Annotated in this window: 28 protein-coding genes and 4 pseudogenes; 22 read left to right on the top strand and 10 right to left on the bottom strand. The window is 63.0% G+C overall.

Annotation, left to right across the window (positions count from 1 at the left end):
• Positions 1-179: 179 nt before the first annotated feature.
• Both HDG33_RS29520 and HDG33_RS29515 read right to left on the bottom strand, forming a co-directional pair.
• Positions 180-827 (bottom strand): response regulator transcription factor, encoded by a 648-nt coding sequence (locus tag HDG33_RS29520; protein ID WP_184037634.1) that lies wholly within the window; start codon positions 825-827, stop codon positions 180-182.
• Positions 824-2,197, bottom strand: coding sequence for a PAS domain-containing sensor histidine kinase (locus HDG33_RS29515; protein WP_184037631.1), 1,374 nt, complete (start codon positions 2,195-2,197; stop codon positions 824-826). Before HDG33_RS29515 ends, HDG33_RS29520 begins: the two co-directional genes overlap by 4 nt.
• A 221-nt stretch (positions 2,198-2,418) precedes the next feature.
• Between HDG33_RS29515 and HDG33_RS29510 the strand changes: the two are divergent.
• A pseudogene (locus HDG33_RS29510) lies at positions 2,419-2,896 on the top strand (universal stress protein).
• Between the two features lie 134 nt (positions 2,897-3,030).
• On the opposite strand, the gene HDG33_RS29505 reads toward HDG33_RS29510, so the two are convergent.
• From HDG33_RS29505 to HDG33_RS29485, 5 genes are all read right to left on the bottom strand, one after another.
• Entirely contained in the window at positions 3,031-3,858 is an 828-nt protein-coding gene (locus HDG33_RS29505; protein WP_184037628.1) for a universal stress protein, read from the bottom strand.
• Positions 3,855-4,364 (bottom strand): universal stress protein, encoded by a 510-nt coding sequence (locus HDG33_RS29500; RefSeq protein WP_184037625.1) that lies wholly within the window; start codon positions 4,362-4,364, stop codon positions 3,855-3,857. The genes HDG33_RS29505 and HDG33_RS29500 overlap by 4 nt, the downstream gene beginning before the upstream one ends.
• Positions 4,365-4,421: 57 nt before the next feature.
• Positions 4,422-5,258, bottom strand: coding sequence for a universal stress protein (locus HDG33_RS29495; RefSeq protein ID WP_184037622.1), 837 nt, complete (start codon positions 5,256-5,258; stop codon positions 4,422-4,424).
• Between the two features lie 160 nt (positions 5,259-5,418).
• Positions 5,419-6,822, bottom strand: a complete 1,404-nt coding sequence (locus HDG33_RS29490; protein WP_184037619.1) for a bifunctional enoyl-CoA hydratase/phosphate acetyltransferase — start codon at positions 6,820-6,822, stop codon at positions 5,419-5,421.
• Positions 6,823-6,947: 125 nt separating this feature from the next.
• Positions 6,948-7,187, bottom strand: coding sequence for a hypothetical protein (locus tag HDG33_RS29485; RefSeq protein WP_184037616.1), 240 nt, complete (start codon positions 7,185-7,187; stop codon positions 6,948-6,950).
• Positions 7,188-7,491: 304 nt separating this feature from the next.
• On the opposite strand from HDG33_RS29485, the gene HDG33_RS29480 reads away from it, so the two are divergent.
• On the top strand, positions 7,492-8,004 hold the full coding sequence (locus HDG33_RS29480; protein ID WP_184037612.1) for a flavodoxin: 513 nt from the start codon (positions 7,492-7,494) through the stop codon (positions 8,002-8,004).
• A 22-nt stretch (positions 8,005-8,026) separates the two neighbouring features.
• On the top strand, positions 8,027-8,452 hold the full coding sequence (locus HDG33_RS29475) for a hypothetical protein (protein WP_184037608.1): 426 nt from the start codon (positions 8,027-8,029) through the stop codon (positions 8,450-8,452).
• Positions 8,453-8,511: 59 nt separating this feature from the next.
• Here the strand turns inward: HDG33_RS29475 and HDG33_RS29470 are convergent, their stop codons facing one another.
• Both HDG33_RS29470 and HDG33_RS29465 read right to left on the bottom strand, forming a co-directional pair.
• Positions 8,512-9,813 carry an NRAMP family divalent metal transporter gene (locus HDG33_RS29470; RefSeq protein ID WP_184037606.1) on the bottom strand — a complete coding sequence of 434 codons (1,302 nt, stop codon included), beginning with the start codon at positions 9,811-9,813 and terminating at the stop codon, positions 8,512-8,514.
• 12 nt (positions 9,814-9,825) lie between these two features.
• Positions 9,826-11,463 carry an oleate hydratase gene (locus HDG33_RS29465; protein WP_409259091.1) on the bottom strand — a complete coding sequence of 546 codons (1,638 nt, stop codon included), beginning with the start codon at positions 11,461-11,463 and terminating at the stop codon, positions 9,826-9,828.
• 451 nt (positions 11,464-11,914) lie between these two features.
• Between HDG33_RS29465 and HDG33_RS29460 the strand changes: the two genes are divergently transcribed.
• The 19 genes and pseudogenes from HDG33_RS29460 to HDG33_RS38445 all read left to right on the top strand — a co-directional run.
• Positions 11,915-12,250: a hypothetical protein gene (locus HDG33_RS29460; protein ID WP_311548395.1), complete on the top strand. Its 336-nt coding sequence runs from the start codon at positions 11,915-11,917 to the stop codon at positions 12,248-12,250.
• A gap of 57 nt (positions 12,251-12,307) precedes the next feature.
• Positions 12,308-12,766, top strand: coding sequence for a universal stress protein (locus tag HDG33_RS29455; protein WP_184037600.1), 459 nt, complete (start codon positions 12,308-12,310; stop codon positions 12,764-12,766).
• Between the two features lie 175 nt (positions 12,767-12,941).
• Positions 12,942-13,469, top strand: a complete 528-nt coding sequence (locus tag HDG33_RS29450; RefSeq protein ID WP_184037597.1) for a hypothetical protein — start codon at positions 12,942-12,944, stop codon at positions 13,467-13,469.
• Positions 13,459-14,205: a beta-ketoacyl-ACP reductase gene (locus HDG33_RS29445; protein WP_184037593.1), complete on the top strand. Its 747-nt coding sequence runs from the start codon at positions 13,459-13,461 to the stop codon at positions 14,203-14,205. Before HDG33_RS29450 ends, HDG33_RS29445 begins: the two co-directional genes overlap by 11 nt.
• A gap of 109 nt (positions 14,206-14,314) precedes the next feature.
• Positions 14,315-14,707 (top strand): annotated as a pseudogene (locus tag HDG33_RS29440) (alcohol dehydrogenase catalytic domain-containing protein); the annotation flags it as partial.
• Between the two features lie 2 nt (positions 14,708-14,709).
• Positions 14,710-14,859, top strand: a complete 150-nt coding sequence (locus HDG33_RS38450) for a hypothetical protein (RefSeq protein WP_409259090.1) — start codon at positions 14,710-14,712, stop codon at positions 14,857-14,859.
• Positions 14,860-14,946: 87 nt separating this feature from the next.
• Positions 14,947-15,378, top strand: coding sequence for an Hsp20/alpha crystallin family protein (locus HDG33_RS29435; RefSeq protein ID WP_184037590.1), 432 nt, complete (start codon positions 14,947-14,949; stop codon positions 15,376-15,378).
• Positions 15,379-15,452: 74 nt separating this feature from the next.
• Complete coding sequence (locus HDG33_RS29430; protein WP_184037587.1) at positions 15,453-16,103, top strand: BON domain-containing protein; 651 nt, start codon at positions 15,453-15,455, stop codon at positions 16,101-16,103.
• 76 nt (positions 16,104-16,179) lie between these two features.
• Positions 16,180-16,458, top strand: coding sequence for a UDP-glucose 4-epimerase (locus tag HDG33_RS29425; RefSeq protein WP_184037585.1), 279 nt, complete (start codon positions 16,180-16,182; stop codon positions 16,456-16,458).
• Positions 16,459-16,472: 14 nt separating this feature from the next.
• On the top strand, positions 16,473-16,871 hold the full coding sequence (locus HDG33_RS29420) for a CBS domain-containing protein (RefSeq protein ID WP_184037582.1): 399 nt from the start codon (positions 16,473-16,475) through the stop codon (positions 16,869-16,871).
• Between the two features lie 134 nt (positions 16,872-17,005).
• Positions 17,006-17,962 carry a DnaJ C-terminal domain-containing protein gene (locus tag HDG33_RS29415; RefSeq protein ID WP_184037569.1) on the top strand — a complete coding sequence of 319 codons (957 nt, stop codon included), beginning with the start codon at positions 17,006-17,008 and terminating at the stop codon, positions 17,960-17,962.
• Positions 17,959-18,279: a chaperone modulator CbpM gene (locus HDG33_RS29410; protein WP_184037555.1), complete on the top strand. Its 321-nt coding sequence runs from the start codon at positions 17,959-17,961 to the stop codon at positions 18,277-18,279. Before HDG33_RS29415 ends, HDG33_RS29410 begins: the two co-directional genes overlap by 4 nt.
• The gene (locus HDG33_RS37015) at positions 18,269-18,538 is read left to right on the top strand and encodes a hypothetical protein (protein ID WP_221311580.1); all 270 of its coding nucleotides are present in this window, start codon (positions 18,269-18,271) and stop codon (positions 18,536-18,538) included. Before HDG33_RS29410 ends, HDG33_RS37015 begins: the two co-directional genes overlap by 11 nt.
• Positions 18,538-18,693 (top strand): hypothetical protein, encoded by a 156-nt coding sequence (locus tag HDG33_RS37010; protein ID WP_221311579.1) that lies wholly within the window; start codon positions 18,538-18,540, stop codon positions 18,691-18,693. The genes HDG33_RS37015 and HDG33_RS37010 overlap by 1 nt, the downstream gene beginning before the upstream one ends.
• 410 nt (positions 18,694-19,103) lie before the next feature.
• Entirely contained in the window at positions 19,104-19,613 is a 510-nt protein-coding gene (locus tag HDG33_RS29400; protein WP_184037553.1) for a DUF1269 domain-containing protein, read from the top strand.
• Positions 19,614-19,669: 56 nt separating this feature from the next.
• Positions 19,670-20,902: a molybdopterin-dependent oxidoreductase gene (locus HDG33_RS29395; RefSeq protein ID WP_184037550.1), complete on the top strand. Its 1,233-nt coding sequence runs from the start codon at positions 19,670-19,672 to the stop codon at positions 20,900-20,902.
• Positions 20,903-20,912: 10 nt separating this feature from the next.
• Positions 20,913-21,254, top strand: a complete 342-nt coding sequence (locus tag HDG33_RS29390; RefSeq protein WP_184037547.1) for a cytochrome c — start codon at positions 20,913-20,915, stop codon at positions 21,252-21,254.
• 105 nt (positions 21,255-21,359) lie between these two features.
• Complete coding sequence (locus tag HDG33_RS29385) at positions 21,360-21,641, top strand: hypothetical protein (protein WP_184037545.1); 282 nt, start codon at positions 21,360-21,362, stop codon at positions 21,639-21,641.
• 123 nt (positions 21,642-21,764) lie between these two features.
• Positions 21,765-22,607 (top strand): annotated as a pseudogene (locus tag HDG33_RS38445) (IS110 family transposase); the annotation flags it as partial.
• Between the two features lie 274 nt (positions 22,608-22,881).
• Here the strand turns inward: HDG33_RS38445 and HDG33_RS29370 are convergent.
• A pseudogene (locus tag HDG33_RS29370) lies at positions 22,882-24,276 on the bottom strand (filamentous hemagglutinin); the annotation flags it as partial.

Below are 24,276 nucleotides of genomic sequence, written 5' to 3'. Positions count from 1 at the left end.
TATCGGCCGCGTCATCTCAAAATAAAATAAGCAAGGAACGAGCTTCGGGTAGGCGAGCGGGAAGTGTTGTAGGGAATTTCCTACATACACTCTGTGACGGCAAAGCAGCCGCGCGAGGAGCCACGGATGTGACGGGGGTAACGACGAGCGGACCCAGTGACAGCGGCGCCGTGACGGCGCTAGATTTCGTCGTCTTCCCCGAGCAGCTTGTGGCGCAGCGCGTAGCGCACCAGCGCGGCTTCGTGCGGCATCTGCATTTTCTCGAGGATGCGGGTTTTATAGGTGCTTACCGTCTTGCTGCTGACACATAATTCGGTGGCAATTTCCGTGAGGGTTTGTCCTGCGGCGATGCGCCGGAAAACGTCGAATTCGCGATCCGACAGGCGCTGATGGGGCAGTGTGTCGGCGGGCTCGTTCAGGCTTTGCGCGAAGCGTTCGGCCATCGCGAGACTGACATAGACGCCACCCGAGGCGACCTTGCTCACCGCCGAGACCAGTTCCGCGCTCGCGCTCTCCTTGGTGAGATAGCCCGATGCACCGGCTTTGAAAGCACGCGCGGCGTACTGTTGCTCCGCATGCATGGTGAGTACGAGGATGCGCAGCGCCGGCATCTCGTCCTTGATCTGTTTGATCAACTCGACGCCGTTGCGCCCCGGCATCGACAGATCCAGCACCAGCACATCGGCCGGGTGCGAGCGAACCAGAGCAATCGTACTGACGCTGTCGCTGGCTTCTCCGACCACTTCGAAGCCGTTTGTGTTTTGCAAAATATGTCGCAGGCCATCGCGCACGAGCGCATGATCGTCGGCTATCAGCACGCGAATCATGTTAGCGTCTCCTGCTGTTGCACGGCCGCGGCCGGGAACGTGACGGTCAGTGAAAAGCCCTTGCCGCTGGACGTATGTATTTCGACGGTGCCGCCTAGCATATGCGCACGTTCGCGGATCCCGAGCAGCCCGAACGATTTTTCGGCGCGCGCGTCCGAACGGCCAGCGCCATGACCGTTGTCCGCCACTCGCACAATGCAGGCGTCCTCTTCGCGGCGCACCGTCAGCGTGACGACCGTGGCTTCCGCGTGGCGGGCGACGTTGGTGAGCGCCTCCTGCACGATGCGGAATAGTGTGGTTGCGCCTGCCGGCGTAAAGGGTGTGTCGCCGACTTCGATGTCACGTTTCACCTCGATGCCGTAGCGGTTCGTAAAGTCGTTGGCGAGCCATTCGATGGCCGGGATCAGGCCGAGATCGTCGAGCATGACCGGGCGCAGGTCGGCCGCGATCCGGCGCACCGACGCGACCGTCGCGTCGATCAGCCGTCGCATGTCGTTGAGTTGCCGCAGAATCCCGGACTCGGCGGTGGCTTCGAGCGCCTGTTCGACCGATGAAAGGTCCATTTTCAGTGCGGTCAACTGCTGGCCGAGGTCGTCGTGCAATTCGCGGGCAATACGGGTTTTTTCGTCCTCGCGAACCATCTGCAGATTGGCCGACAGTTCGCGCAATTCCTCGCGCGATTTGCGCTGCGCGTTCTCCGCTTTGACCCGTTCCGTGATGTCGCGCAGCATGACTGTGTACAGCTTGCTGTCACCGTCGGCCACCTGGGAAATCGACGCTTCGATCGGAAATTCTTCGCCGTTGCTGCGCAGCCCGAATAGCACGCGCTGCTGTTTGCCCATCTGGCGGTCGGACACGCCCGTGACGCCGAACTGGTCGACATGCCGCTCGTGCGCCGCGCGAAAACGTTCCGGAATGAAGCGCGACAGCGAAGCGCCGAGCGCGTCCGGCGCGCTGCAGCCGAATACCTGTTCGGCCATCGGGTTGAAGATGACAATCTTCTGTCGTTCATCGACGGTGATGATGGCTTCCATCGACGAGCGGATGATCGCCATCATGCGTGCCTCGTTGACGCTCGACTGGCTTCGCGCCTCGCTAGTCAAGGTCGAGACGCCGCGTGCGCGGGCAAGCAGAAAGGCCACGGCGGCGAACAGACAGGCAGCGGCGATGCATGCCGTCAGCAAGCTGTTTTCCCGGAGCGGGGCTTCGCGCAGCGACCGTTCCGCCAGCCAGCGCCAGATGCCGAGCGCCAGTGTGAGCCCGACGACGAAGGCCAGCGCGCCGACGAACACAGGGTGTCGTACATAGGTCGCGACTCGCGACCGCGAGGACGGCCCGGGCGCGAAGGGCGTTTTATCGCGAAGGGGCATGCGCGCCTCGATGGATAACGGATAACTCACGACGCCGGCCGACGGCCGGCGCCCGTTGGATCACGAATGCCACGATATTTTTCAACTCGTGGCGTTTCAGCCTTTGCGATGGGCGACAGACCATGCTGCGCTGTTTATTTTGCGCGATTCGCACGGATCATGCCAGTAGCCGCGGATGATGACGCATTCGTTGGGGATGCGTCAAAGTTCAGGAGCATGTCATGTACAAGCGGATTCTCGTAGCAATCGACGGCAGTCAAGCCGCCCAACTCGCGCTTCAGGAAGCGCTGACCATCGCGGAGGCGGCACAGTCGACCGTGACAGCGGTATTCGTCGCCGAACATGCTCGCGCAAATGGTCGACGTCGGCATGGGCCTGATCGATCAGCAGAGCCGCTCGACGGTGTCGGCCGAGGCCGCGATGGCGACGCTGGAAGATGCTCGCGCGCTATTCGAGCAGCGTGGGGTGCGTGGCTTGACGCGAGTGGTCGACGCGTACGGCGAGGACATCGCGGGTGTGCTCTGCCGTATCGCCGGCGAATACGAAGCCGATCTCGTCGTGATGGGCACGCATGGACGGCACGGGATAGGACGCTTGCTGATGGGCAGTGTGGCTGAAGCCGTCTTGCGGCGCACCGAGGTGCCGGTCCTGCTGGTCCGGCGCGAACGGGATCTGGACGAGATACCCGCGGGCCTGTGACGGCTTGAAGTACAACCTCGGCCTATGGATCGCGGACAAAAGAGGCGCCCTGACAAGCGGGCGCCTTGAAAGTTTCGTGAGGGGCTATCGCCGCGTAATGCCTAAAAACCCGTACATCGCGAATCCGTTTCGAATCAGTGCGACATCAGCACCGGCACGGTCATCGACTGGAGCATGGTTCGCGTGACGCCGCCGAGCAACCTTTCCTGAACGCGCGCATGCCCGTACGCGCCCATCACCAGTAGATCGATATGGCGGTCGGCAAGCATGTTCAACAGCAGCGCGCCGGTCGATACACCGTCCACTCCGGGCGTCCCGGCGAATCCCGCCTCGATGCCGTGCCGCGCGAGCCAGGCGGCGACGTCGATGCCGGCCGGTTCACCGCTCTGCGAATGGCGCCGCACCGTCATCACGGTGACGAATTTCGCTTTCTTTAGCACCGGCAGTGCATCGGCCACGGATCGCGCGCTTTCGCGGCTGCCGTCCCACGCAATCAACACGCTTTGCCCAAACGACCGGACGGCTCCGGCGTAAGGCAGTACGATGGCCGGGCGGCCCGCACTCATGACCACGTCCTCCACAAAATGGCGCGCGATATACGACGAAGACTCCTTCGGATCGGACTGACCGAGAATCAGAAGGTCCGCGTGGCGAGCGTGCAAAGCCGCTGTTTCGACCGCATCACCCGCTGGCGCGCGCCATTCAACGCTCAGGCCGGCGCGCTCGCCGGCTGCCAGGAAGCGTGCCTGGGCGTCCTTCAGATTGGCGTCGCGTTGCGCTTCCTGCGCAGCCACCCAGGCGCCTTCTCCATCCAGAAAAAGCGGTCGCGCGAGTTCCTGGCACACCACGTACAAGCCGATCAGATGCGCTTCGTACCGGCGGGCCAGGTCGAGCGCGAATTCGGTGCGCGCGGCGCTATACGGACTGTCGTCCAGATGCACGAGCAGGGTTTTGCAGTTCATGACAGCTCCTTGGCGGCTTCGGCCGTTGGCGATTGATCGCCTGTAGCCGGGGTCACGCAGTGCGCGGAGATCAGCAGCACCGGGCACTGCGCGATGCGCAGAAAGGGTTCGGCGACGCTGCCGAGCACCATCCGCCGGAAACCTCGGCGCCCATGGGTGCCTATCACCACCACGTCGGCCTTGAACTCGGCAGCGGCGCGCTGGATGCATTGCGCGACGTCGTCGGCGACCGGATCCGCCTCGACGATGCGCGGTGAGCCCGCCACGCCGGCGCGGCGCATGCGCGCGGCGGCGTCGTCGGTCACATGCGCGCCTTCTTCGAGAAGCGCGTCGCGGACATAAGAGGGATCGTAAGAGGAGGGCACGTCATACGTCATGAGCGGGACGTTCACGACATACAACGGCTGCAATTGCGCGCCGGCTTCGTGTGCAAGCTGCAAGGCGGCGTCGAGCGCATGACTCGACGTTTCACTGCCGTCGACCGCAACCAGAATCTGCTGGTACATGGCGAACTCTCCTTAAGGAGGCGGCTTAGGGCCACGCCTGCAAAGCGCCTGCGATTGTCAGTGCGACATCAGCACCGGCACGGTCATCGACTGGAGCACTGTGCGGGTTGCGCCGCCCATCACCAGTTCCTGCCAGCGGGCATGGCCGTAGGCACCCATCACGAGGAGGTCCGCGCCGAGATCGGCGGCTTCCGATAGCAGCGTGTCGCCAACCGACGCGGCCGGACCGGCTTCGACGTCCTTGACTTCGACCTCGATGCCGTGCCGCGCGATCACCGCTGCGATGTCGGCGCCTGGAATACGGGGGCCCGTTTCCCCGTGAGCGCCGTTGACCGCGACGATCGTGGTGAGCCGCGCTGTGCGCATGAACGGCAGTGCGTCATGCACGGCACGGGTGGCTTCGCGGCTGCCGTCCCAGCCGACCATCACATGGCCGCCGGGGGAAGTGACGCTGCTGGCGTTCGGCACCAGCAGCACTGGCCGGCCCGCGGACATGACCAGGTTTTCGGGGAAATAGTTGCCGACGTACGACTCCGGATCATCCGGATCGTCCTGGCCGGCGATGATCAGATCCGCGCAGCGTCCCCGGTGCGGCACCGCGAGACTGGCTGACTGATCGACGGCGACCCACTCGCCCGCCACCCCGGCCCGGCTCAGCTCCGCATGGAAGAGGCGTTCGAGCGCGCCGCGCCGCTCGGCGCGCAACTGCTCATGCGTCGCGTAGTAGCTGGCGGTGCCGGCCATTACGTACAGCGAGCGCGGATCGGGACTGAACAGGGCGAATACGCCGGTCAGATGGGCACCGAAGTGCTTCGCGAGGCGCAGCGCGATTTCGAGCCGCGGATGCGCGCGCCGGCTCGTATCCAGATGAACGACGATGGTTTTGTAGCTCATTGCAAAACTCCCGGAAAGTGAATGGGCGGCGCTTGACCATGTGAACTGAGTCTATGAGCCGATGGCGCTGCGGCGTTGATTCAGATCAACCGTGCGACTGGTGGGGCGGGGACAGTGGAACCTGAAAACGACGGGGCGCGCCGGTCCGCAAACGCCCCGTTCACGGGCGCCCCGAGCCTGTCAGCGCACGTTCCGCCGTCAGCTTGGCGAGTGCGGCGGATGCGAGCCTTACGCGCACGCTGTCGGCACGGCTCGTGAGGATGATCGGCAGCCGCGCGCCGAGCACGAGACCAGCCGCGTCGGCGCCGGCGAAGTACATGAGCTGTTTGGCGAGCAGATTGCCGGCTTCCAGATCTGGCGCCAGCAGGATGTCCGCCTGACCGGCCACGGGCGAATCGATCTGCTTGATTTTTGCGGCCGCCAGGCTGATTGCATTGTCGAAGGCGAGCGGGCCGTCCACCAGCGCGCCCGTGATCTGACCGCGCGCGGCCATGACGGTCAGCGCGGCAGCGTCGAGCGTAGTCGGCATGCGCGAGTTGACCGTTTCGATCGCGCCGAGGACCGCGACCCGCGGGAGTTCGACGCCCAGCACGTGCAACAGGTCGATGGCGTTCTGGCAGATATCGCGCTTATGGTCGAGCGATGGCGTGATATTGACCACGGCGTCGGTGACCACCAGCGGCTTCGAATAGGCCGGCACGTCCATCGCATAGACATGGCTGATGCGCCGCGAAGTGCGTAAGCCGGATGTCCGCGCGACGACCACGCCGAGCAGTTCGTCCGTGTGCAGACTGCCTTTCATCAACGCGGCGACCCGACCGGCCGCGCCCATTTCCACGGCACGCGCAGCCGCCGCATGACTGTGCTCGACCGCTTCGATCGGCACACCCGCGAGGCTGAGATTGGCGGCCTCGGCAGCAGCGCGGATTTTGGCTTCGGGGCCGATCAGCACCGGTTCGATCAGGCCTTCGTCGCGCGCTTCGATCGCTGCCAGGATGGCTTCTTCCGAGCAGGGATGAACGATCGCCGTGCGCAATGCGGGACGCACGCGCGCCTGCCGCATAAACGCGTCGTAGCGGTCGTGACGTCGCAAGGCGACCTCGGCATTCACCGTGCACGGCCACAGTACCGGCATCGACGGTGCAACGACCGTTGCCGTGCCGAGCAGCACGCTGTCGCCTCTCTGGTTCGTGCAGCAGATGTCGAGCAGGACGATGCGTCCGTCACTGCGCTTTTCCTTCACCTTGACCATCGCGGTGATGGTGTCCCCCGCTGAGACAGGATGACGGAACTGCAGGGTCTGGCCGAGGCAGATCGTGCCGGGGCCAGGCAGCCGCTTGCCGAGCAGCACGGAAATCAGCGCGGCGGTCCACATGCCGTGTACGACTCCATGGCCGGACAGCGCGCCCGCGGCGATCGCCGCATCTTCGTGCGCGGGATCGAGATCGCCCGATACGGCCGCAAACAGATCGATATCGTTCTGCAGGGCCACGCGTACGAGCGACGCCGACTCGCCGATTTCGATTTCGTCGAAAGTGCGGTTGCGCAACAGGTTGTCGTTCACGATGGCTCCGACACGACACGATGCCGTGTGAGTTTCAGGTACGTCGATTAAGTCATGCCGACGCTCCGGTGAGTTGATCTGCATCATCTGTTTCGGGGACGCGGCTGCTGGCGCCCTGCATTCCGTCAGACCGGCGCACGCTGACCGACGGTGTCGCACAGCGCTTCGGCGAAGCGTTTGAACGCATGCAGCGAGCCCGCGATGCTCTGGTATTTTTCGCGGCCGATCTGTCCGTCGAGCGTAATCAGCAGCCCCGACTCGCGCGCGAGCGCGAGGATGGCATCGAATTCAGGGATCGCGTTGCGCGCGTCCTGTGATGGTTCCGCCGATGTCGCGGCGCGGGCGAAAAAGGCTGTGTTCGACATGGCCGGTCTCCTTACGGGTCTACCTCGGCACGCGCACCGGGCGCATCGCGAGGGCAATCGATTCGGGCTGTCACGAATCCAGTATGGGTCGGCACCCTGCCGGTGCAAATCAGGTGGCACCGAGCTTCAGGTAGGACGTTCTGCATGCTTGTCAGGTTTTTCCTACGCAACGATCCGCCGTCATGACGGCCAGGTTCGTCGCTTGATATGGATCATGAGAATTCGCTCAACCGCGCCTATGCTCGTGGCATGTGTTGCGAATCCAGCATGTGGATGCACAACCGCGAGTGATATGGAGGCTGAAATGTCCGAAGCGAAAGTCCTTGTCGTCTATTTCTCACGCACCGGGACCACGCGTCTACTCGCGTCGGCGATTGCCGGAATGCTGGCCGCCGATCTCGAAGAGATCTGTGACTACAGCGATCGCGCAGGGCCGGGCGGCTATCTGCGCTCGCTGATCGATGCGATCCGCAAGCGGCCCACGGAAATCGTTCCGCCCGGCTTGAGCGTGTCGGCCTATGACCTCGTCGTGATTGGTTCGCCGGTATGGGCCGGTTCCGTGTCGGCCCCGGTGCGTTCGTATCTCATCGAGAACCGGGCGCGACTGCCTCAGGTTGCATTCTTCTGCAGCTTCGGCGGACACGGTGCCGACGCGGCGCTTCGCGAGATGGGCGAACTGGCCGGGAAGCCGGCCGTTGCCGAATGCAAGGTCACCGCGACCGCGGCGCACCAGGGCGCGCAGGCCGCGCTGGCTGCGTTCGTCGGTGGGCTCAAAGGGCACCTGGCGCGGGCCGGCGAATTCGAATGGATGTGTTGAGTCGCATGGGGAGCGGGCGAACATGAACTGGCGGCTCTTTCCGATACTCGCCGTCACGGGACTTGCGGCGTGCAGCTCCGAGGCACGCATTGCCGCATTGCGCGACAGTGCGATTCGGCTGCAGCAGGCCCGCACACAGGCGTGGGTGAACTGCTCCGCTGGCGCCGACTGCGATCGCCTTTGGACATTGACGAAAAAATACGTCGCGCAGCGTTCGGTGACGCCGATTCGCCGCGCCGACGACACCGCGATCGAAACCGCCGAGCCGCTCTATGTCTGGGCAACCAGGACCACCGACGACACGGGCGCCTCGACCATCAGGCTCAAAGGCATGTGCCGTGGCATGTATCGCGCCGACGGTAACCCCGGTTGGCTGTACACGAGCTGCGCCCGGCAGATTCGCGCGGTCGAAACCGATTTTCGCGCGTACCTCGGCGCCGCGTCGTAATTCAGCTGATCGCACTTTCACTGTGACCGTGTCGCGGTGTGCTTTTTCCTGCTTTTCTCTTACCCGGGAACAAACATCAGCAGCGCGGCCACGCCCATCACCAAGGTGGCGATCGAGCCGAGCACGATCAGCGGTTTGCTGGCCGTGAACGCGCCCATCACCGATTTCCTCGACACGAGGATCATGACGACCACCAGTAACGGCACCGCCACCACGCCGTTGATGACCGCGCTCCAGAACAGCGCCTTCATCGGACTGATCGGCGAATACTGGATCGCGAGCGCCGCCAGCACGCTGACGCCGATGATCGCGTAGAAGCCGCGCGCGTCGCGCACCTTGCGCTCGAGCCCCTCATGCCAGCCCATCGCTTCGGATAGTGCATACGCGCCTGAACCCGCCAGCACCGGCACGCCGATCAGGCCGACGCCGAGAATGCCCGCCGCGAACAGGATGTAAGCGAAGTCGCCGGCGAGCGGGCGTAACGCGCTCGCCGCCTGCGCGGCTGTGGTGATATCGGTCACGCCGGCCGCGTGCAGCGTGACGGCAGTCGCCAGCATGATGAAAAAGGCGGTGAGGTCGGAGTAGAACATGCCGGACCATGTGTCCCAGCGGATCCGCTCAAGCTCCCGGGGCGCCGCGCCGGCATCCAGGATGAGCGCGACACCGCCGCGATGAGCGTGCATGTCTTCCACTTCTTCGGATGCCTGCCAGAAAAAGAGGTAGGGGCTGATGGTGGTGCCGAACACGCCGACGACCATCGCCGCCGGGTTGCCGTTCAGCGTCAGATGCGGCCACAGCATGCGCCAGGCCACTTCGCGCCAGGGCACCTGAACGGTCAACAGCACGACGGCATAGGCGAGCAGCGAGACCGTCAGCCACTTCAGAAAGAACACGTACCGATGGTACGGAACGAAAACCTGCAGCAGCAGCGTGCCGAACACGAAGCAGGCCGTCATCAGGTGCCGGTCGACGCCGCTCACCAGTTCCGCCACTTCGCCCATCGCGGCGACATCGGCGGCGATGTTCAGCACGTTCGCGACCAGCAGCAACGACACGACGCCCATCAGCACGACAGGTGGGAACGCGCTCTTGATGTTGGCGGCGAGCCCTTTGCCGGTCACGCGGCCGAGGTTCGCGCACATTGACTGGACCGCGGCCATCAACGGAAAGGCGAGCGGCATCGTCCACAGCATGTTCAGGCCGAACTGCGCGCCAGCCTGCGAATAGGTGGCGATGCCGCTCGGATCGTCATCGGCGACGCCCGTGATGAGGCCCGGACCGACATGGGCCAGCGGATGCTCCTTCAGACGCGCGAGCAGCGTCCGCAGGCTTTTGGTATGCCGCAAACTGTCGACTTCCACCCGATCACCTCGCTAATGGTCCCGCAGCGTCGCTAATGCCTTGTAGACGATCCGCGGGTCATGCTGCCCCTTGTAGACAGCCGGTGCGGCCCGATCGAGCCCGAGCAGTGCATACACCGCGTTCTGCGCCGAGCGCACCGAGTATTCGACGGTGAACACGACGTCGTCGGGCAACTCGCAGAACTGCCCGGTGAAGGCGAGATTGCGCCAGCCGTCGGGCACCACGGCAGGCCGGTCGCCGCGACGGCGCGGCAGGAACTGGCTCGTGATGAACGGCATCATGCAGGGAATGCAAACCGCGTGCTCGAGGATTCGGGCCGACTCCGACTGCACCTTCAGATGACCCACGATCTCCGTCAGGATTTCGCGGCCGGTGCAGGCCTGCATCGGCTTGTCGACGAAATCGCCGGGCTGGTCGACACGCAAGCCATACCCCCAGAACACCTGCACGTCCGCCGGCTGACCGATGAAATGCGGCTGATGCGGCAGCACGATCGACACGAGCCAGTTCGACTCCGGAAAAGTAATCAGGCCGCCTTCACCCGGCACATTGCCGGTCAGATCGCGGATCAGCCGGAACAGCGTCGGGTCACGCAGCGTCACCGTGAAGGAGAGCCACTTCGACGCGTCGACATGATCGGCGAAGATGGACGGATGACCGAATTCCGGCCGGCCCGCGGCGATGTTTTTCCACAGGCTCCAGGCCCCCGTTGCGTCGACCGTATCCAGCGGCGCGGGACGGTCCATGCCGCCCAGGCTGGAGGCGGCCGTCATCGAGCCGAGCGTGACGATCACCTTGTCGGCGGGATCGACCGGCAGATCGAAGCGCCCGTGCGCCGTTTCGCCCGCTATTGCGCTGACGCGGTTCAGTGGGCCCGTTTCGTCGAAGCGAAGATCGGTGACCCGGGTGTCCTGCCGGAATGCCACGCCGTGGTCGTCGAGCCAGCGGCGCAGCGGCCGGATCATCGAATCGTACTGGTTATAGACCGTGCGCATGATGCCGTGCAACTGGTTGAAACCGGTGGACATATGCGCGAAACGCAGCAGATAGCGGCGGAATTCGACCGCGCTATGCCACGGCTGGAATGCGAACGTCGTGCACCACATCAGCCAGAAATTGGTTTCGAAGAAGGACGTGTCGAAGTGATCGGCAATCCGGCTAGCGCCGAGCATCACTTCCGGTTCGATCGACAGGCGGCCGAGCGTCACCAAGTGCTTTTCATCGAGCCCGTAGGCCGGCGCGTCTTCGCGTTTGCCCGCGCGCACGAGCCGCGCTCGCGACGAGGTTCGCATGGTTTCGTTCCAGTCGAAGATTTCCTGCGTCACGCTTTTAGTGCCGTCCAGCGTGGGGATCGACGAGAAGAGGTCATATGTGCACAGATACTTGCTTTCGAGCATGCGCCCGCCGCGCGCGACATAGCCGCTTTCGGGATTGCCCGCACCATCCAGGCTGCCGCCCAGCTTGTCGAGCGCTTCGAAAATGGTGATGTCGCAGCCGCGCAGGTGGCCGTCGCGGATCAGGAAGGCAGCGGCCGCCAGCGAAGCGATGCCGCCGCCGACAAGATAGAACTTGCCGTTCTCCGCGGCATGGCCGTCACGGTCGACGTCGGCGCGCGGCGCATGTGCGTGAATCGGATCAGAATTTTGCACGTTGTTTTCCCTTTCGAGGTTCGCTGCGATCGAACTGCAGCCGGACCGCGCTGCCGCGCAGAGCGAGCGTTTGTTCCAACATACGCGAGGCTCGGGTGGTCCGATTGAGTTGGATCAAGCAACGATCGCGGCGGCGCGCTCGGGCGGGCGTCGAGCTCAGTTTGATTCGCAAAGGCGACGCGGGCGGCGCTGCGCTGCGTATCTCGCCTCTTTGTGATCCGCATCAAGGTCGCCCGAAGCTGCCCTCATACGATGGTCCAGTGATCAGGAAAGGCCGGCATCCACTCGATGTCTTGACGCAAGTCAAGTGGCTCAAACCGTCCCAGCCGATGATCCAATCATCCCGCCGGTTGCGTCTCGTCAACTCACCCTTGCCACCGCGGCGGGCGAATTCGCTATGGAACCTGCGCGAAAACGCTGGACGCCTGGGAGAGGGCACATGGGAGTCGGCATGCAAATCGTCTATCTCGGCTTTGCCGGGACGTCGCAAATCGAAGCTGAGGCGGCTTCGCAACTGGTGCGCCTGGAGCGGTTCAGCAGATCCATCGCGGGTTGTGATCTGGTGATCGAATCCGTCCATGCCGCGCTTCCTGACCATCGGGCCAACGTGCCGCCAGGCGATGCGCGCGGTCGGATGTTCGAGGCCCGGCTCGACCTGATCATGCGCAGCGGCGAACTCGTCCCGATCAAACGTTGTGTCGACGCCAACGCGCAAGCAGCGATCCAGGCGGCATTCAATTTCGCCGAGGAGCAACTGGCGTGCAATCCGGTGCGGAGCCGGTCCTGATCATCGCGACGAGTCGTGCGACGGCAGCGCTTTTTAACGCCCTACGAGGAGAAAGTCATGTACCAAAACATTCTGGTTGCCGTGGACGGCAGCGAGGCGTCGAAACGCGCGGTCAGTGAGGCTACCCGCATGGCCAGGCTGGCGCATGCGAAGCTGACCGCAGTGTACGCGATCGACCAGTCGGCGGCCTTTACTTACGCGGGCGCGTGCGACCCGCATCTGTTGACCGATGCCGAGCGCCAGGTCGGACGAAGCCTGCTGGACGACGCACTCGCGAAAATGGAAGTCCTCGACGTGGCCGGCGATTCTGAAATCATCGAAACCCAGGGCATCGCCGAAGACATCGCGAGTTGCATAGCACGTTGTGTCGAGCGGCGCGGCGCGGATCTGGTGGTGATGGGTACGCATGGCCGGCGCGGCATGCGGCGCATGGTGCTCGGCAGCGTCGCCGAGCGTTTCGTGCGGCATTCGCCGTGCCCCGTGCTGCTGGTTCGGGAAAGCGCCGCCGACGCCTGAGCACCGTCCTGACAGGCGCGCCATGTGCGGGACTGCAGCACACTGGCGGGCGTTGATGCAGGTCAACCGCACTTCGACGCCCGGGCCTACATTGAACTGTCTGTTGTGTTGCGCTGACCGGCAGTGTGAATTGCGGGCCCGCCTGCATCCCCACCAAAGCGACTTGAGGACCCTCATGGCAACTGACTCCACCACGCCGCTGGATCTGTATCGTGCAAACCTGGGACTCGCATTGCGGATGCTCGGTTGCGGACACGAATACCGCCGGCAAGCCTGCGAGTTCGAGATGTTGCGCATCAAGCGCGATCTTGCCGCGTTGAATGCGACGCGCGACGCGGCAACCGGCGCGCACGACTGGAGCGAATTCGCGGCAGGCTATCAGACGATGCTGCGCGACTACATGGCGGCCACCACGAACCTCTGGCAACAGGGGCTCGTTTCGCCGGCCCGGCACCAAACCGCGTGCAGCGACGACATGCGCGACGCGCTCGCCGGATGGCAGGCCGCATGGACCGGCAACTGGCAGCAGGGCGCCGGCATGGATCTCGCGACGCTGCCGCTGCAAGACTGGATGCGGCGCTTCGAACAGACGGTCAGGGGCGCGCTGGACCGCGGCGTGCCATTCGGTTGGCGCACGGATTCGGCGACGCCTCCCGCGACGGCACGCCGCTTTGCGCAATCAGGAGAACAGCATGTCAACTAAGCGCATTGCCTTCATCACTGGCGGTATGGGCGGACTGGGCGCCGCCATTAGCCGACGCCTTCATGATGCCGGCATGGTGGTCGCCATGTCGCATTCGGAACGCAACGATCACGTCGCCACCTGGCTGGTGCGCGAGCGCGACGCCGGCCGACGTTTTCATGCCTACGAAGCCGACGTGACCCGTTTCGATTCGTGCGCGCATTGCGCAGAACGCGTGCTCGACGAATTCGGCACGGTCGACGTTCTCGTCAACAATGCCGGCATCACGCGCGATTCGAGCTTTGCGAAAATGAACAAGGACGACTGGGATGCGGTACTACGCACCGATCTCGACTCGCTGTTCAATATGACCAAGCCGTTGCTCGGCGGGATGGTCGCGCAACGCTTCGGGCGCATCGTGAATATCGGCTCGGTGAACGGCGCGCGCGGCGCCTTCGGCCAGACCAATTACGCGGCGGCGAAAGCGGGGATTCATGGCTTCACGATGTCGCTGGCGCTGGAGGTTGCGAAACATGGCGTGACGGTCAACACCGTCTCGCCCGGTTACCTCGCGACCGCGATGACCGCGGCCGTGCCGAAGGATGTGATGGAGACGAAGATCTTGCCGCAGATTCCGGTGGGCCGCCTCGGGCAACCCGACGAAGTGGCCGCGCTCGTGGCGTTTCTCTGTTCGGACGACGCGGGTTTCGTCACCGGCGCGAACTTCGCCATCAACGGTGGGATGCATATGGGCTGAAGCGGGGCGGCGACCGACGACTATCGCTTGATACATGTCAATCCATGTGGCGCGAGACGGCCTAAAGTCGGTCGTATGGCAGGCCAGTTTCCCTCAGCGGAGGTAGCACATGACGGCGCTCGTCTATCAAGGTGCCGGCAAAAAATCGCTCGAGGAAAGGCCCATTCCAGAACTCGCTGCGCCCACCGATGCGATCGTCAAAATGACGCGCACGACGATTTGTGGCACCGATCTGCACATTCCCAAAGGCGACGTTCCGGGTTGCGAGCCGGGGCGCATTCTCGGCCACGAAGGGGTCGGCATCGTGCAGCAGATCGGCGCGGCGGTGTCGTCGTTCAAACCCGGTGATCGGGTGCTGGTTTCGTGCCTTTCGTCGTGCGGCAAGTGCGACTACTGCCGGCGCGGCATGTATTCGCATTGCACCACCGGCGGCTGGGTTCTGGGCAACAAGATTGATGGCACCCAGGCCGAGTACGTGCGCATTGCGCACGCCGAGACGAGCCGATGCTGCTAAAGACGGTCCGAGCGGGCCGCATCGATCCCGCGCGGCTGATTACGCACCGTTTCAAGCTCGAAGACGTGGCCGGTGCCTACGATACCCTCAGCCGTGCCGCGGACACGCATGCGCTGAAAGTGATTACTGAAGTGTTCTGACCGGCGCGTTGCGCGACGCATGCGCACCCGCGCCATTAACCCAGTCCCCTATCCATGACCGTAATGGATGATCCAAGGAGTGACACGATGAGCAACTTGACCCGCTTTGACCCGTTTGCAATCGAACCCATGTCGGATCTATTTCAGGGCCTGTTCCGCCCACTGCGCGGTGGCGCAGGCGGGGAGGCGCCGCTTGCCGATATCAAGGTCGATGTGACGGAGAGCGATACCCAGTACACCGTGAAAGCCGAACTGCCCGGCGTCGAGAAAGACGATATCGACGTGAAGATCGACAGCAATCTCGTATCGATCAGCGCCAAGGTCGAGCGTAAGCAGGAGCTGAAGGAGGGCGAACGCGTGGTTCGTCGCGAACGCTATTCGGGCGCCGTCAGCCGTTCGTTCTCGCTGCAGAGCGAGATTGATGAAGCCACTGCAACGGCGCAGTACAAGGACGGCGTGCTGTCGCTGACGCTGCCCAAGAAAGCGGCCTCCGCGCGCAAACGCCTGCCGATCAGCTGATTGGCGCGGCGCCGGGCGCACCGCTGCACGTCCCGGCGCAGCGGCAACCCTTACATGCCATCAAGGAGCAGGTAATGAAGTCAGACATTGAATTACAGCAGCAGGTCGAAGAAGAGCTGGCTTGGGATCCGGCCGTCAGCGTCACGGACATCGGCGTCGAAGTATGCGACCGTGTCGTCACGCTGTCCGGCCACCCGGTCAGCTACGCGGAAAAAGTCGCGGCGGAAAAGGCGGCGCAACGTGTCGCGGGCGTGAAGGCCGTCGTCGTGGAAATGGATGTTCGCCTGCTGCATACGGATGTACGCACCGACGAAGACATCGCCAAAGCCGTTCGCACGATCCTGCGCTGGACCGTCGGGCTGAGCGAAGAGTCGGTCAAGGTGCAGGTCGAAAAGGGCTGGGTGACACTAAGCGGCGAAGTCGACAATGCCTATCAGAGTCATGTCGCGACCCGCACCATTTCGCATATGCGTGGCGTGACGGGCGTATCGAACGTGATCCGTATCGTTAGCGACGCGGCCGCGCAGGATATCGGCGAGCAAATCAGCCGGGCCCTGCAGCGTCACGCGGACCGTGAAGCGAAGCATATCGCGATCAAGGTGCACGAAGGCACCGTGACGTTGACGGGCAAGCTCGATTCGGCGGCGGAGCGCTCGGCTGTGCGCGGGGCCGCGTGGTCAGCGCCGGGCGTGCATGCGGTCATCGACAATCTGACCGTGGGCTAGCTTGCGGCGTGGCGGCCGGGGCGCATTTGCGTGCGGCCCGCGTCACTTCATCTGGGTGAAACATCAGGAGCGACTCATGACGCTTTCCGGAAAAGTTGGCGACGGCCATTGGTCGGTATCGGTCGTGACGCATCCGACGGCGGAAGGTTTCAACTGCTCGATCCAGCTCAGTCACACGACACCGGAAGGCGTCTTCACTCACGAGTTCACGCACAGCAGCGCATTTCCGAGCGAACGCGAAGCCGTACTCGGCGGGCTACGCGAGGGGATGGTATGGGTGCAGCTGAAGATGTCACATACGTTGTCGCTTCAGGCGGCAGACCACACTCAACTCAAACCACCCTCGACGCAATAGTCGGGAGACTTGCCATGCGTGCTTTCGACATAATGACCAGTAGCGTGGTATCCGTCAGGCCCGACATGACGGTGCGCGAAGTCGCGAGGATGTTCGTGGAAAAGAGAATAAGTGGCGCGCCGGTAGTCGATGCGGCCGACGCTATCGTCGGCCTGATCAGCGAAGGCGATCTGCTTCGACGCGTCGAGCTCGGCACCAATAAACCCGTGCGTTCGTCATGGCTCGACCTGTTCACCGCGAGGGACGACGCCCGCGACTACGTGAAGTCGCATGGACTGAAAGTCGAAGACGTGATGTCGCGCGAGATCGTTTTCGTGCATGAAAAGGCGGTTCGCGTCGCGGCCGAAGGGATCCCCGGCGTGAAGCGGGTGGAAGATCATACGGAGCCGTACTCGGTCACGCCCGCTATTTGAACGGCCCACCCTCGGCGGGAGAGTCGCCGCGGCTCCGCCGGCGTGCCTGGATTGGTATAAAGTGAAGCGGTCGCCGCCACCGGGCGCGTTGGACGAGTATTGCCGCCTCCGTTCCTCACCGATCAGCTTCCAAAATGAAATACAGGGACTATTACGAGATCCTGGGTCTCGAACGCACCGCTTCTCAGGAAGACGTCAAGCGTTCGTATCGTAAGCTCGCGCGCAAATATCATCCTGACGTCAGCAAGCATGACGATGCGGAAGACCGCTTCAAGGAGTTGGGCGAGGCGTACGAGGTGCTCAAGGACCCCGAGAAGCGCGCCGCCTACGATCGCATGGGCGACAAATGGCGCGACGGTCAGGATTTTCAGCCGCCGCCTGACTGGGACGAAGGCTTCGAATTCCGCGGCGCGGGCAGTCAGCCGGGTGCTCAGACCGACTTCCATGAATTCTTCGAGTCGATGTTCGGCGGCGCGCGCGGCGCGCATGGGCATGCGGGGCACAGGGCGTTCAACGTGCGAGGCGAAGATCATCACGCGAAAGTGCTGATCGATCTCGAAGACGCGTATCGCGGCGCGCAGCGTGCGATCTCGCTGCAAGTGCCGGTGATCGATGCGCAAGGCCATGTCGCACTGGAATCGCGCACGCTCGACATATCGATTCCGAAAGGGATACGCGCGGGCCAGCATCTTCGGCTCGGCGGCCAGGGCGGCGCGGGTGCCACGCCCGCGGACGCTGGCGACCTCTACCTGGAAATCGGGTTTCGCGAACATCCACGCTTTCGCGTCGACGGCCGCGACGTGTCGCTCGAATTGCCGGTCGCGCCGTGGGAAGCCGCGCTGGGCGCGAAGATCGCGGTGCCGACGCCGGATGGTATGGTCGAGATGACAATACCGCGGGGTTCCGCCGGCGGCCGACGCCTGAGACTCAGAGGCAAGGGGATCCCCGCCAACCCGCCTGGCGATCTCTACGTGATACTGAACATCGTTCTGCCGCCGGCGGACAGCGAAACGGCGAAGGCCGCGTATGACTCAATGCAACGGGCCTTCAACTTCGATCCGCGCGCGCACTTTTATGGAGGATCATCGTGAAAGAGACCAGGACGACGACCTGCCTGCAAGGACAGGTTGTCGACGAGAGTGTCGAGTTTACGCTCGTCGAATTAAGTCGGGCGAGCGGGGCATCGGAAGAGGAATTGAGGCTTTGGGTCTCCGAAGGCGTGTTCGAACCCAAGGGGGATCAACCGCAGGAATGGCGTTTCAGTGGTGCGGCGTTTCGGCGCGTACGGACCGCACAGCGGCTCGCACGCGATCTTCAAATCAACCCACCTGGCATCGCGCTCGCCCTCGATCTGCTCGACGAAATCGACGCGCTGCGCGCGCGTGTCAATCGTCCTCGTGTTGGTTAGACGCTGGTGCGCGATGTGTGCTGCGGCGTTGCGTCAGGCTACGCGCAGTGCGTCATCTTTCGCGGTGCCGCGCAACGTGCTGGTGGTGGGGCTCGGCAATCCCGATTGCGGAGATGACGGTATCGGCGCGCTCGTCGCGTTAAGCCTGGCCGGCCGCCTGCCCGCCGATGTACCCGTGGTTGTGCGCAGCGGCGACATGCTGGCCCTGACTCGGCCGGGTTCGATGCGCTGGTGTGCGTGGACGCCGCCGCGCCCGTGATGTCGCCCGGCCGTATCCAGCGGATCGATCTCGCCACGGACGAACTGGCGCGGGACATCTCGTTTGCGTCGAGCCATGACATCGGCGTTGCAGAGGTGATCGGACTTGCCCGTGTGCTCGGGCTTGCGCCGCGCGACTTGGTCATCTCGCGATAGAAGGCGCCTGCTTTGACGGCGGTGCGTCCATTACGCCGGAAGTCGCTGCCGCGGCGGCGTGGGCCATTGAGCGCGTGGTGGCCGAGGTTGCCGGCTCAGGTCGACAGGCGGCGATATGACGCCAAAAGGGGCGTGCCGTACTTCCTCCTGCGCTGCGGCGATGTTGAATGTTCCCGTGGCTTCCCGATGTGAACCGCGTCGACGCTCTAGTGCGCGCTGGTCGTCCGCGATGACACTCTCCGAGGATGCCTGCCGGATCGATTCAATCTGATCGGTGCGACGAAGGAAGTCAGTCGGAATTGAGACTATATTGAATGACAGAATTTCCTTGCATATCGCGCGGGTTGGGGTAGCGCACAGCCATGGGTGACCGGGCCGGGGTTCCGGGTATTCCCTACAGGAGGCACGAGATGAGGCGCATCTATTTCCTGCTGCCCAACGTCGGTAGCGCAAAAGGGATCATCGACGAACTCCTTCTCAAGCGCGTCGAATGGCGGCATATCCACGTGCTGGCCCGCCCCGATGTACCTCTCGAAGACTTGCCCGCAGCGACGCTTGCGCAACGCAGCGACCTGCTTCCCGCGCTCGCGCGGGGGACCGCAGCGGGTGGTGTTACCGGCATGCTCGCCGGCCTCGTCGCGATGGCCTTTCCTCCGGCCGGACTCACCATTGCCGGGGGCGCCGTGGTCTTGATGACATTGGCGAGTGCCGGATTTGGAGCGTGGACTGCGACGATGATCGGCGTCGACGTGCCCAACACCCGTCTGAAGCGCTTCGAAGACGCGGTCGCGAAAGGTGAATTGCTGATGATGGTCGACGTCAGGACCGACCGCGCTGAAGAAATTGAACTGCTGGTCAAGAATCACCATCCGGAGGCGGATGTCGAGGGCACGGATCCGACCATACCTGCGTTTCCTTAATTTCGTAGACCCGATAGGGACGTAAAGAAGCCGATAGGCGTGCACAGAAGACCACAATGAGAGACGAATACGGGACGAAACGCCGACAGTTCGTTCATGCCTTGGCGGCAGGCGGCCTGATAGGCATGGGTGGCGGTTGGGTACGCCGCTCGTGGGCTGCCAATGCAGTGACGCTGCCGTTCGGGAACGGTCTGCGAGAGTTGACGAGTGGGTTTCCGCATAAGGGTGAGATGCTCCTCTTGCGAAGCCGCCCGCCTTTGCTCGAAACACCGTTTTCCGTATTCGACGAAGGCGTGTTCACCCCAAATGACCGGTTTTTCGTGCGTTGGCATCTGGCCGGCATTCCGACCCGGGTCGACGGCGGCGCCTCCCGACTGGTGGTGCGGGGACTGGTCGGCCGCGAACTTAGCCTGAGCGTCAGCGAAATCATGAATGGCTTTGCTCACGTCGAAGTGGCTGCCGTGAATCAGTGCGCAGGCAACTCTCGCGGTTTCTTCAAACCGCGTGTCGCCGGCGGAGAGTGGGGCAACGGCGCGATGGGCAACGCCGTGTGGACCGGCGTGCGGCTCAAGGATATTCTGGATCGGGCAGGGGTTAAGGCGGGCGCCGTTCAGGTTCGTTTCAATGGGCTCGACACAGGGGTGATCGCGGCCACGCCCGACTTCATCAAAACGCTCACTGTCGACCATGCCCGCGACGGCGAAGTGATCGTGGCGTTCGGGATGAACGGCCAGGCGTTGCCGCTTCTGAACGGGTTCCCGTTGCGGCTCGTGGTGCCCGGTTGGTATTCGACATACTGGATGAAGATGCTGAACGACATCGAGGTCATCGACCGGCCGGACGAGAATTTCTGGATGGCCAAGGCGTACCAGATTCCTGACACACCTCACGCGAATGTCGAACCCGGACAGACTGGCGTCAAGACGGTGCCCATCAACCGGATGGTGCCAAGATCGTTCTTCACGAACCTCGGCGACGGTTCCGTGCTCCCCGTGATGCGGACGCAGACGGTCAGGGGAATCGCATTCGGTGGCGACCCGGGTGTGCAGCGGGTTATGTTTTCCTCCGACGGGGGCGGTTCATGGATGCCGGCGCGCCTTGAAAAAAACTATGGAAAATACAGCTTCCGCCGCTGGGATGCGCAGTTCACGCCGCATTACGCCGGCCAGTTTGTATTGAAGGTGAAGGCGGTCAACGAGAACGGCGTTGAGCAGCCGGACACACCGAACTGGAACAGCGGCGGCTATATGCGCAATGTCGTCGAATCGGCAACTGTGGTCGTCGCGTGAGGAGGCGAACATGAAAGCGTCTGCTGCAGTGCTGGTGGTATGGGCGAGTTGTGTGAGCGCGTCTGCCATGGCCGGGCCGGACAAGCCCGGAGGCGCTGCCGTAATCCGGACCGTCGACGTCACGCTGCCCAATGGCAGCCTGACTTTCCCGCCGGGCGTTGGTTCGAACCTCGCGAACGCGCAATGCGTGATTTGCCATTCAGCCGGAATGGTCACCCGGCAACCGCCATTGTCGTTTCAGGAGTGGAAAGCGGAAGTGGTCAAGATGCGTGCGGTCTACGGTGCGCCGCTGGCTGCCGATGAGGTTGATCAGATCGCACGATATCTGACGGCGATCAACGGAAAGCCTTGAATCCTTGCGCGTCGGATACGCGGTAGTAAGAGTATTAATCACCACAACCCGCTGTCGGCAGCGTGTCTGCCACCGCGGCTTTCCAAACTTTCCCCGGAGCAGCAAATGGCAAAGAAAGTACTTACGGCCGAGCAAATCCGTGAAGAAGTGCGTAGGCGCATCCATCAGGACAAACCAGCAGGTGAAGACCGGGTGGAAATACCAGTCCCGCTGCCGAAGGTCCACGCGGTAGATGCTGAGACGCGCAACTGGAATATGGAATCGATAGGTCACGCTGGGTACGACGCCTACGTCCGGCGTGTTATCGAGGAGGCGAGAAGAGAGTTCTTTCTATCTGACACCGCTGAGCACGACGAAAAGTTAGGCGATTCGATCGCGCGCCGCTGAGTACCGCACGTTTCTGACCGGGTACCAGACTGTGCTTGCCGACGAAACGCTGATCGCGAAGGAGCTCAAGCGGTGCAGACAACGGCATCAGTTTGGTCAAGGTGGTAAATGCACAGTCTTCCGAGGGTGAGGTTCCTTGATCACTTTGCCAACCGGGCTCCGTGCCTGATCGGAATGGAGGCGTGTGGCGGTGCGCATCACTGGGCGCGGCAGCTGATGAAGATGGGACACGAGGTGAAACTGATGCCTGCCGAATTCGCGAAGGCATTCAACATTCGCAACAAGAGCGACGCGGCAGACGCTCGCGCTATCTGGCTAGCGGTTCAGCAACCGAGCAAATCGGTGGCAGTGAAGTCGGAAGTGCAACAGGCGATGATGGGACTGCACCGGATGCGCGAACAACTGGTGAAGTTCCGCACTATGCAGATAAACGGATTGCGCGGGTTGCTGACCGAATACGGTGAGGTGATGAGCAGAGGTCGAGCGAAACTGGACAGAGAGATACCAGCGGTGCTCGAACGAGTCGCCGAGCGACTACCAGCAGTGCCGATCGATACGCTACGTGACCAGTGGAATGAGGTGGCGAAGCTCGACAAGCAGATAGCCGAGATCGAACGGCGCATACGCAAGTGGAAGAAGGCACTCACGCCGTTGTGGCGCCTGCAACTGAGCGCCGGGGAGCGTCGCTTTGGCCATTACCTGCTGGTGCGGCGCAGTCGCGACGAGAGCCGCGAGCACGCGTATTACGTCGTCTATGCTCCCCGCAGCAAGGTTACCCGTCAGACGCTGGTCAACGTCGCCGGCAGGCGATGGGAAATCGAAGTCGGATTTGAGGTGGCCAAGGGCGAATGCGGCCTTGATCAATACGAGGTTCGTCGCTTGCAGGGCTGGTACCAGCACATCACACTGGCATTGCCGGCGCACGCGGTGCTTGCTGCCCTGAGGGCACAGGCCAAAAAAAAAACAACTGAAGGTTCACTGCCGTTCAGCGTTCAGGAGATCCGCCGGCTACTGTGTCGACTGATATGGCGAACGCTCCACTCCATTGAGCATGTGATGTCGTGGTCAATCTGGCGGCGTCGACATCAATACCGCGCCCAGCAATGCCACTACCGGCGACGCGGTGGCGTGCCTCCGGCGTATCTACCGCTCTAGTACTAAGAGACCCCGGAGTCGTTGGGTGAAAAACCCATGGTTGCCGGTCCCGCGGCAAAACTATCGTTGCAGCGTCTCAGCTCCGTCACTGGCCAAGCTGCCAGCGCAGAACGGGATGCGTCGCTCCATTCGGCATCGCCCATACGCCCGTCGGACTGAAGTCATAAGATACAAAGGATGCGGGCGTGCTCATTTGAGCGGTCGTGAGGCCATTCGAAGCTGGTATCGGCGTGCCGTACACGACGCCAACCGCAGCTGTCGTCGTATTCTTGTCCCAATAGACGTCGTTCGTGATGGTGCCGTTATTTGTTCGTGCAATTCCGATGGGCTGATAGAACGGCTGCGTGACCGGGCCCGTCGCAAACGACTGACTGATTGTCCCTTCGTTGACGATGACAAGTCCAGCACCGCCGCACGGCGTATAGCTAGGGCCGCGGCAGTAACCTCTGAGCAGCGTTGGGCTCGTCGAATAGGACTGGTTGATCACACCCGTGTTGTAGCCGACGAGGCCCCCTGCGCCCTGGTTGCCGTAGCTCAGCGATTCAACCGAACCACTCGAGAACGATTGGGTGATAAGGCCGCTATTCGCGCCCACGAGGCCACCCAATACATTGCCCGCAATCACCGAGACACTGCTGGAAGAACGCAGGACCGTGCCGGCGTTAGCTCCCAAGAGGCCACCGGCTACCGTAGCGTCCAGTCCGAAGGCAGTTACGTTGCTATTGAGATTGCCAGACGCGTTGACGCCTACAACGGTCCCGCTGTTCATACCCGCCAGCATGCCCATGAAGCCGTAAGGGGCGTTGTAGGGCTCCGCGAAAACCCCAGTGCCTTGCACGTTCAGGTTTCGCACGACACCTTTGCTGCCGATGACGCCGAACATCCCCATCAATTGCGGACTGTTTTGGTCGGCAGGCGCCCACGGTTGCAGCGTCAGCGAACTGACTGTATGCGCTTGTCCGTCGAATTGCCCCATGAACGGCGTGACGCTGTTGCCGAGAGGTGCATATGATCCGTCGCTGGTTGCGCTCGCATTGATATCCTTGCCGAGCGCGTAGTTGCCGGCGAGGTCGCTCGCGACGCTCTTCAGATCGGTAAGGGAATTGACGAGCTTGTACGCGGTGCTTTGCGTCAGCAGGCCGCTGTAGGGAGCCGGTGTCCATGCCATATTGGTAAGTTGCGTGCCGGCGCCGTACGTGCCGTTCATGTCGTACAAAGCACTGAAGGCGCCCGTGCTTTTCGACCAGTCCAGCGCGCCAAGGTTGGTGACACTGCCGCCATTGTCGATGCCGTATGCGTCGGCACGCAAGGTCAGATTGCCCGCGCCGTCGTTTGCGATCGTCGTGCCGCCCGTGACCGACACATTGTGGTACGCCGCGAGCGTAAGCGAAGCCGGGCCCTGCCAGCGCAGGATCGAAGCGACGCCCAGGTCGCCCGTTGCACCGTTGCCACCCGTGGTCGTGACATCGACCGAGGTGCC

Origin of the sequence: Paraburkholderia sp. Cpub6, from assembly GCF_014201065.1 — a bacterium.
GTDB lineage: Bacteria > Pseudomonadota > Gammaproteobacteria > Burkholderiales > Burkholderiaceae > Paraburkholderia > Paraburkholderia tuberum.
The sequence above is the reverse complement of the archived record's forward strand: the minus strand, read 5'-3'. Positions and strand labels throughout refer to the sequence as shown.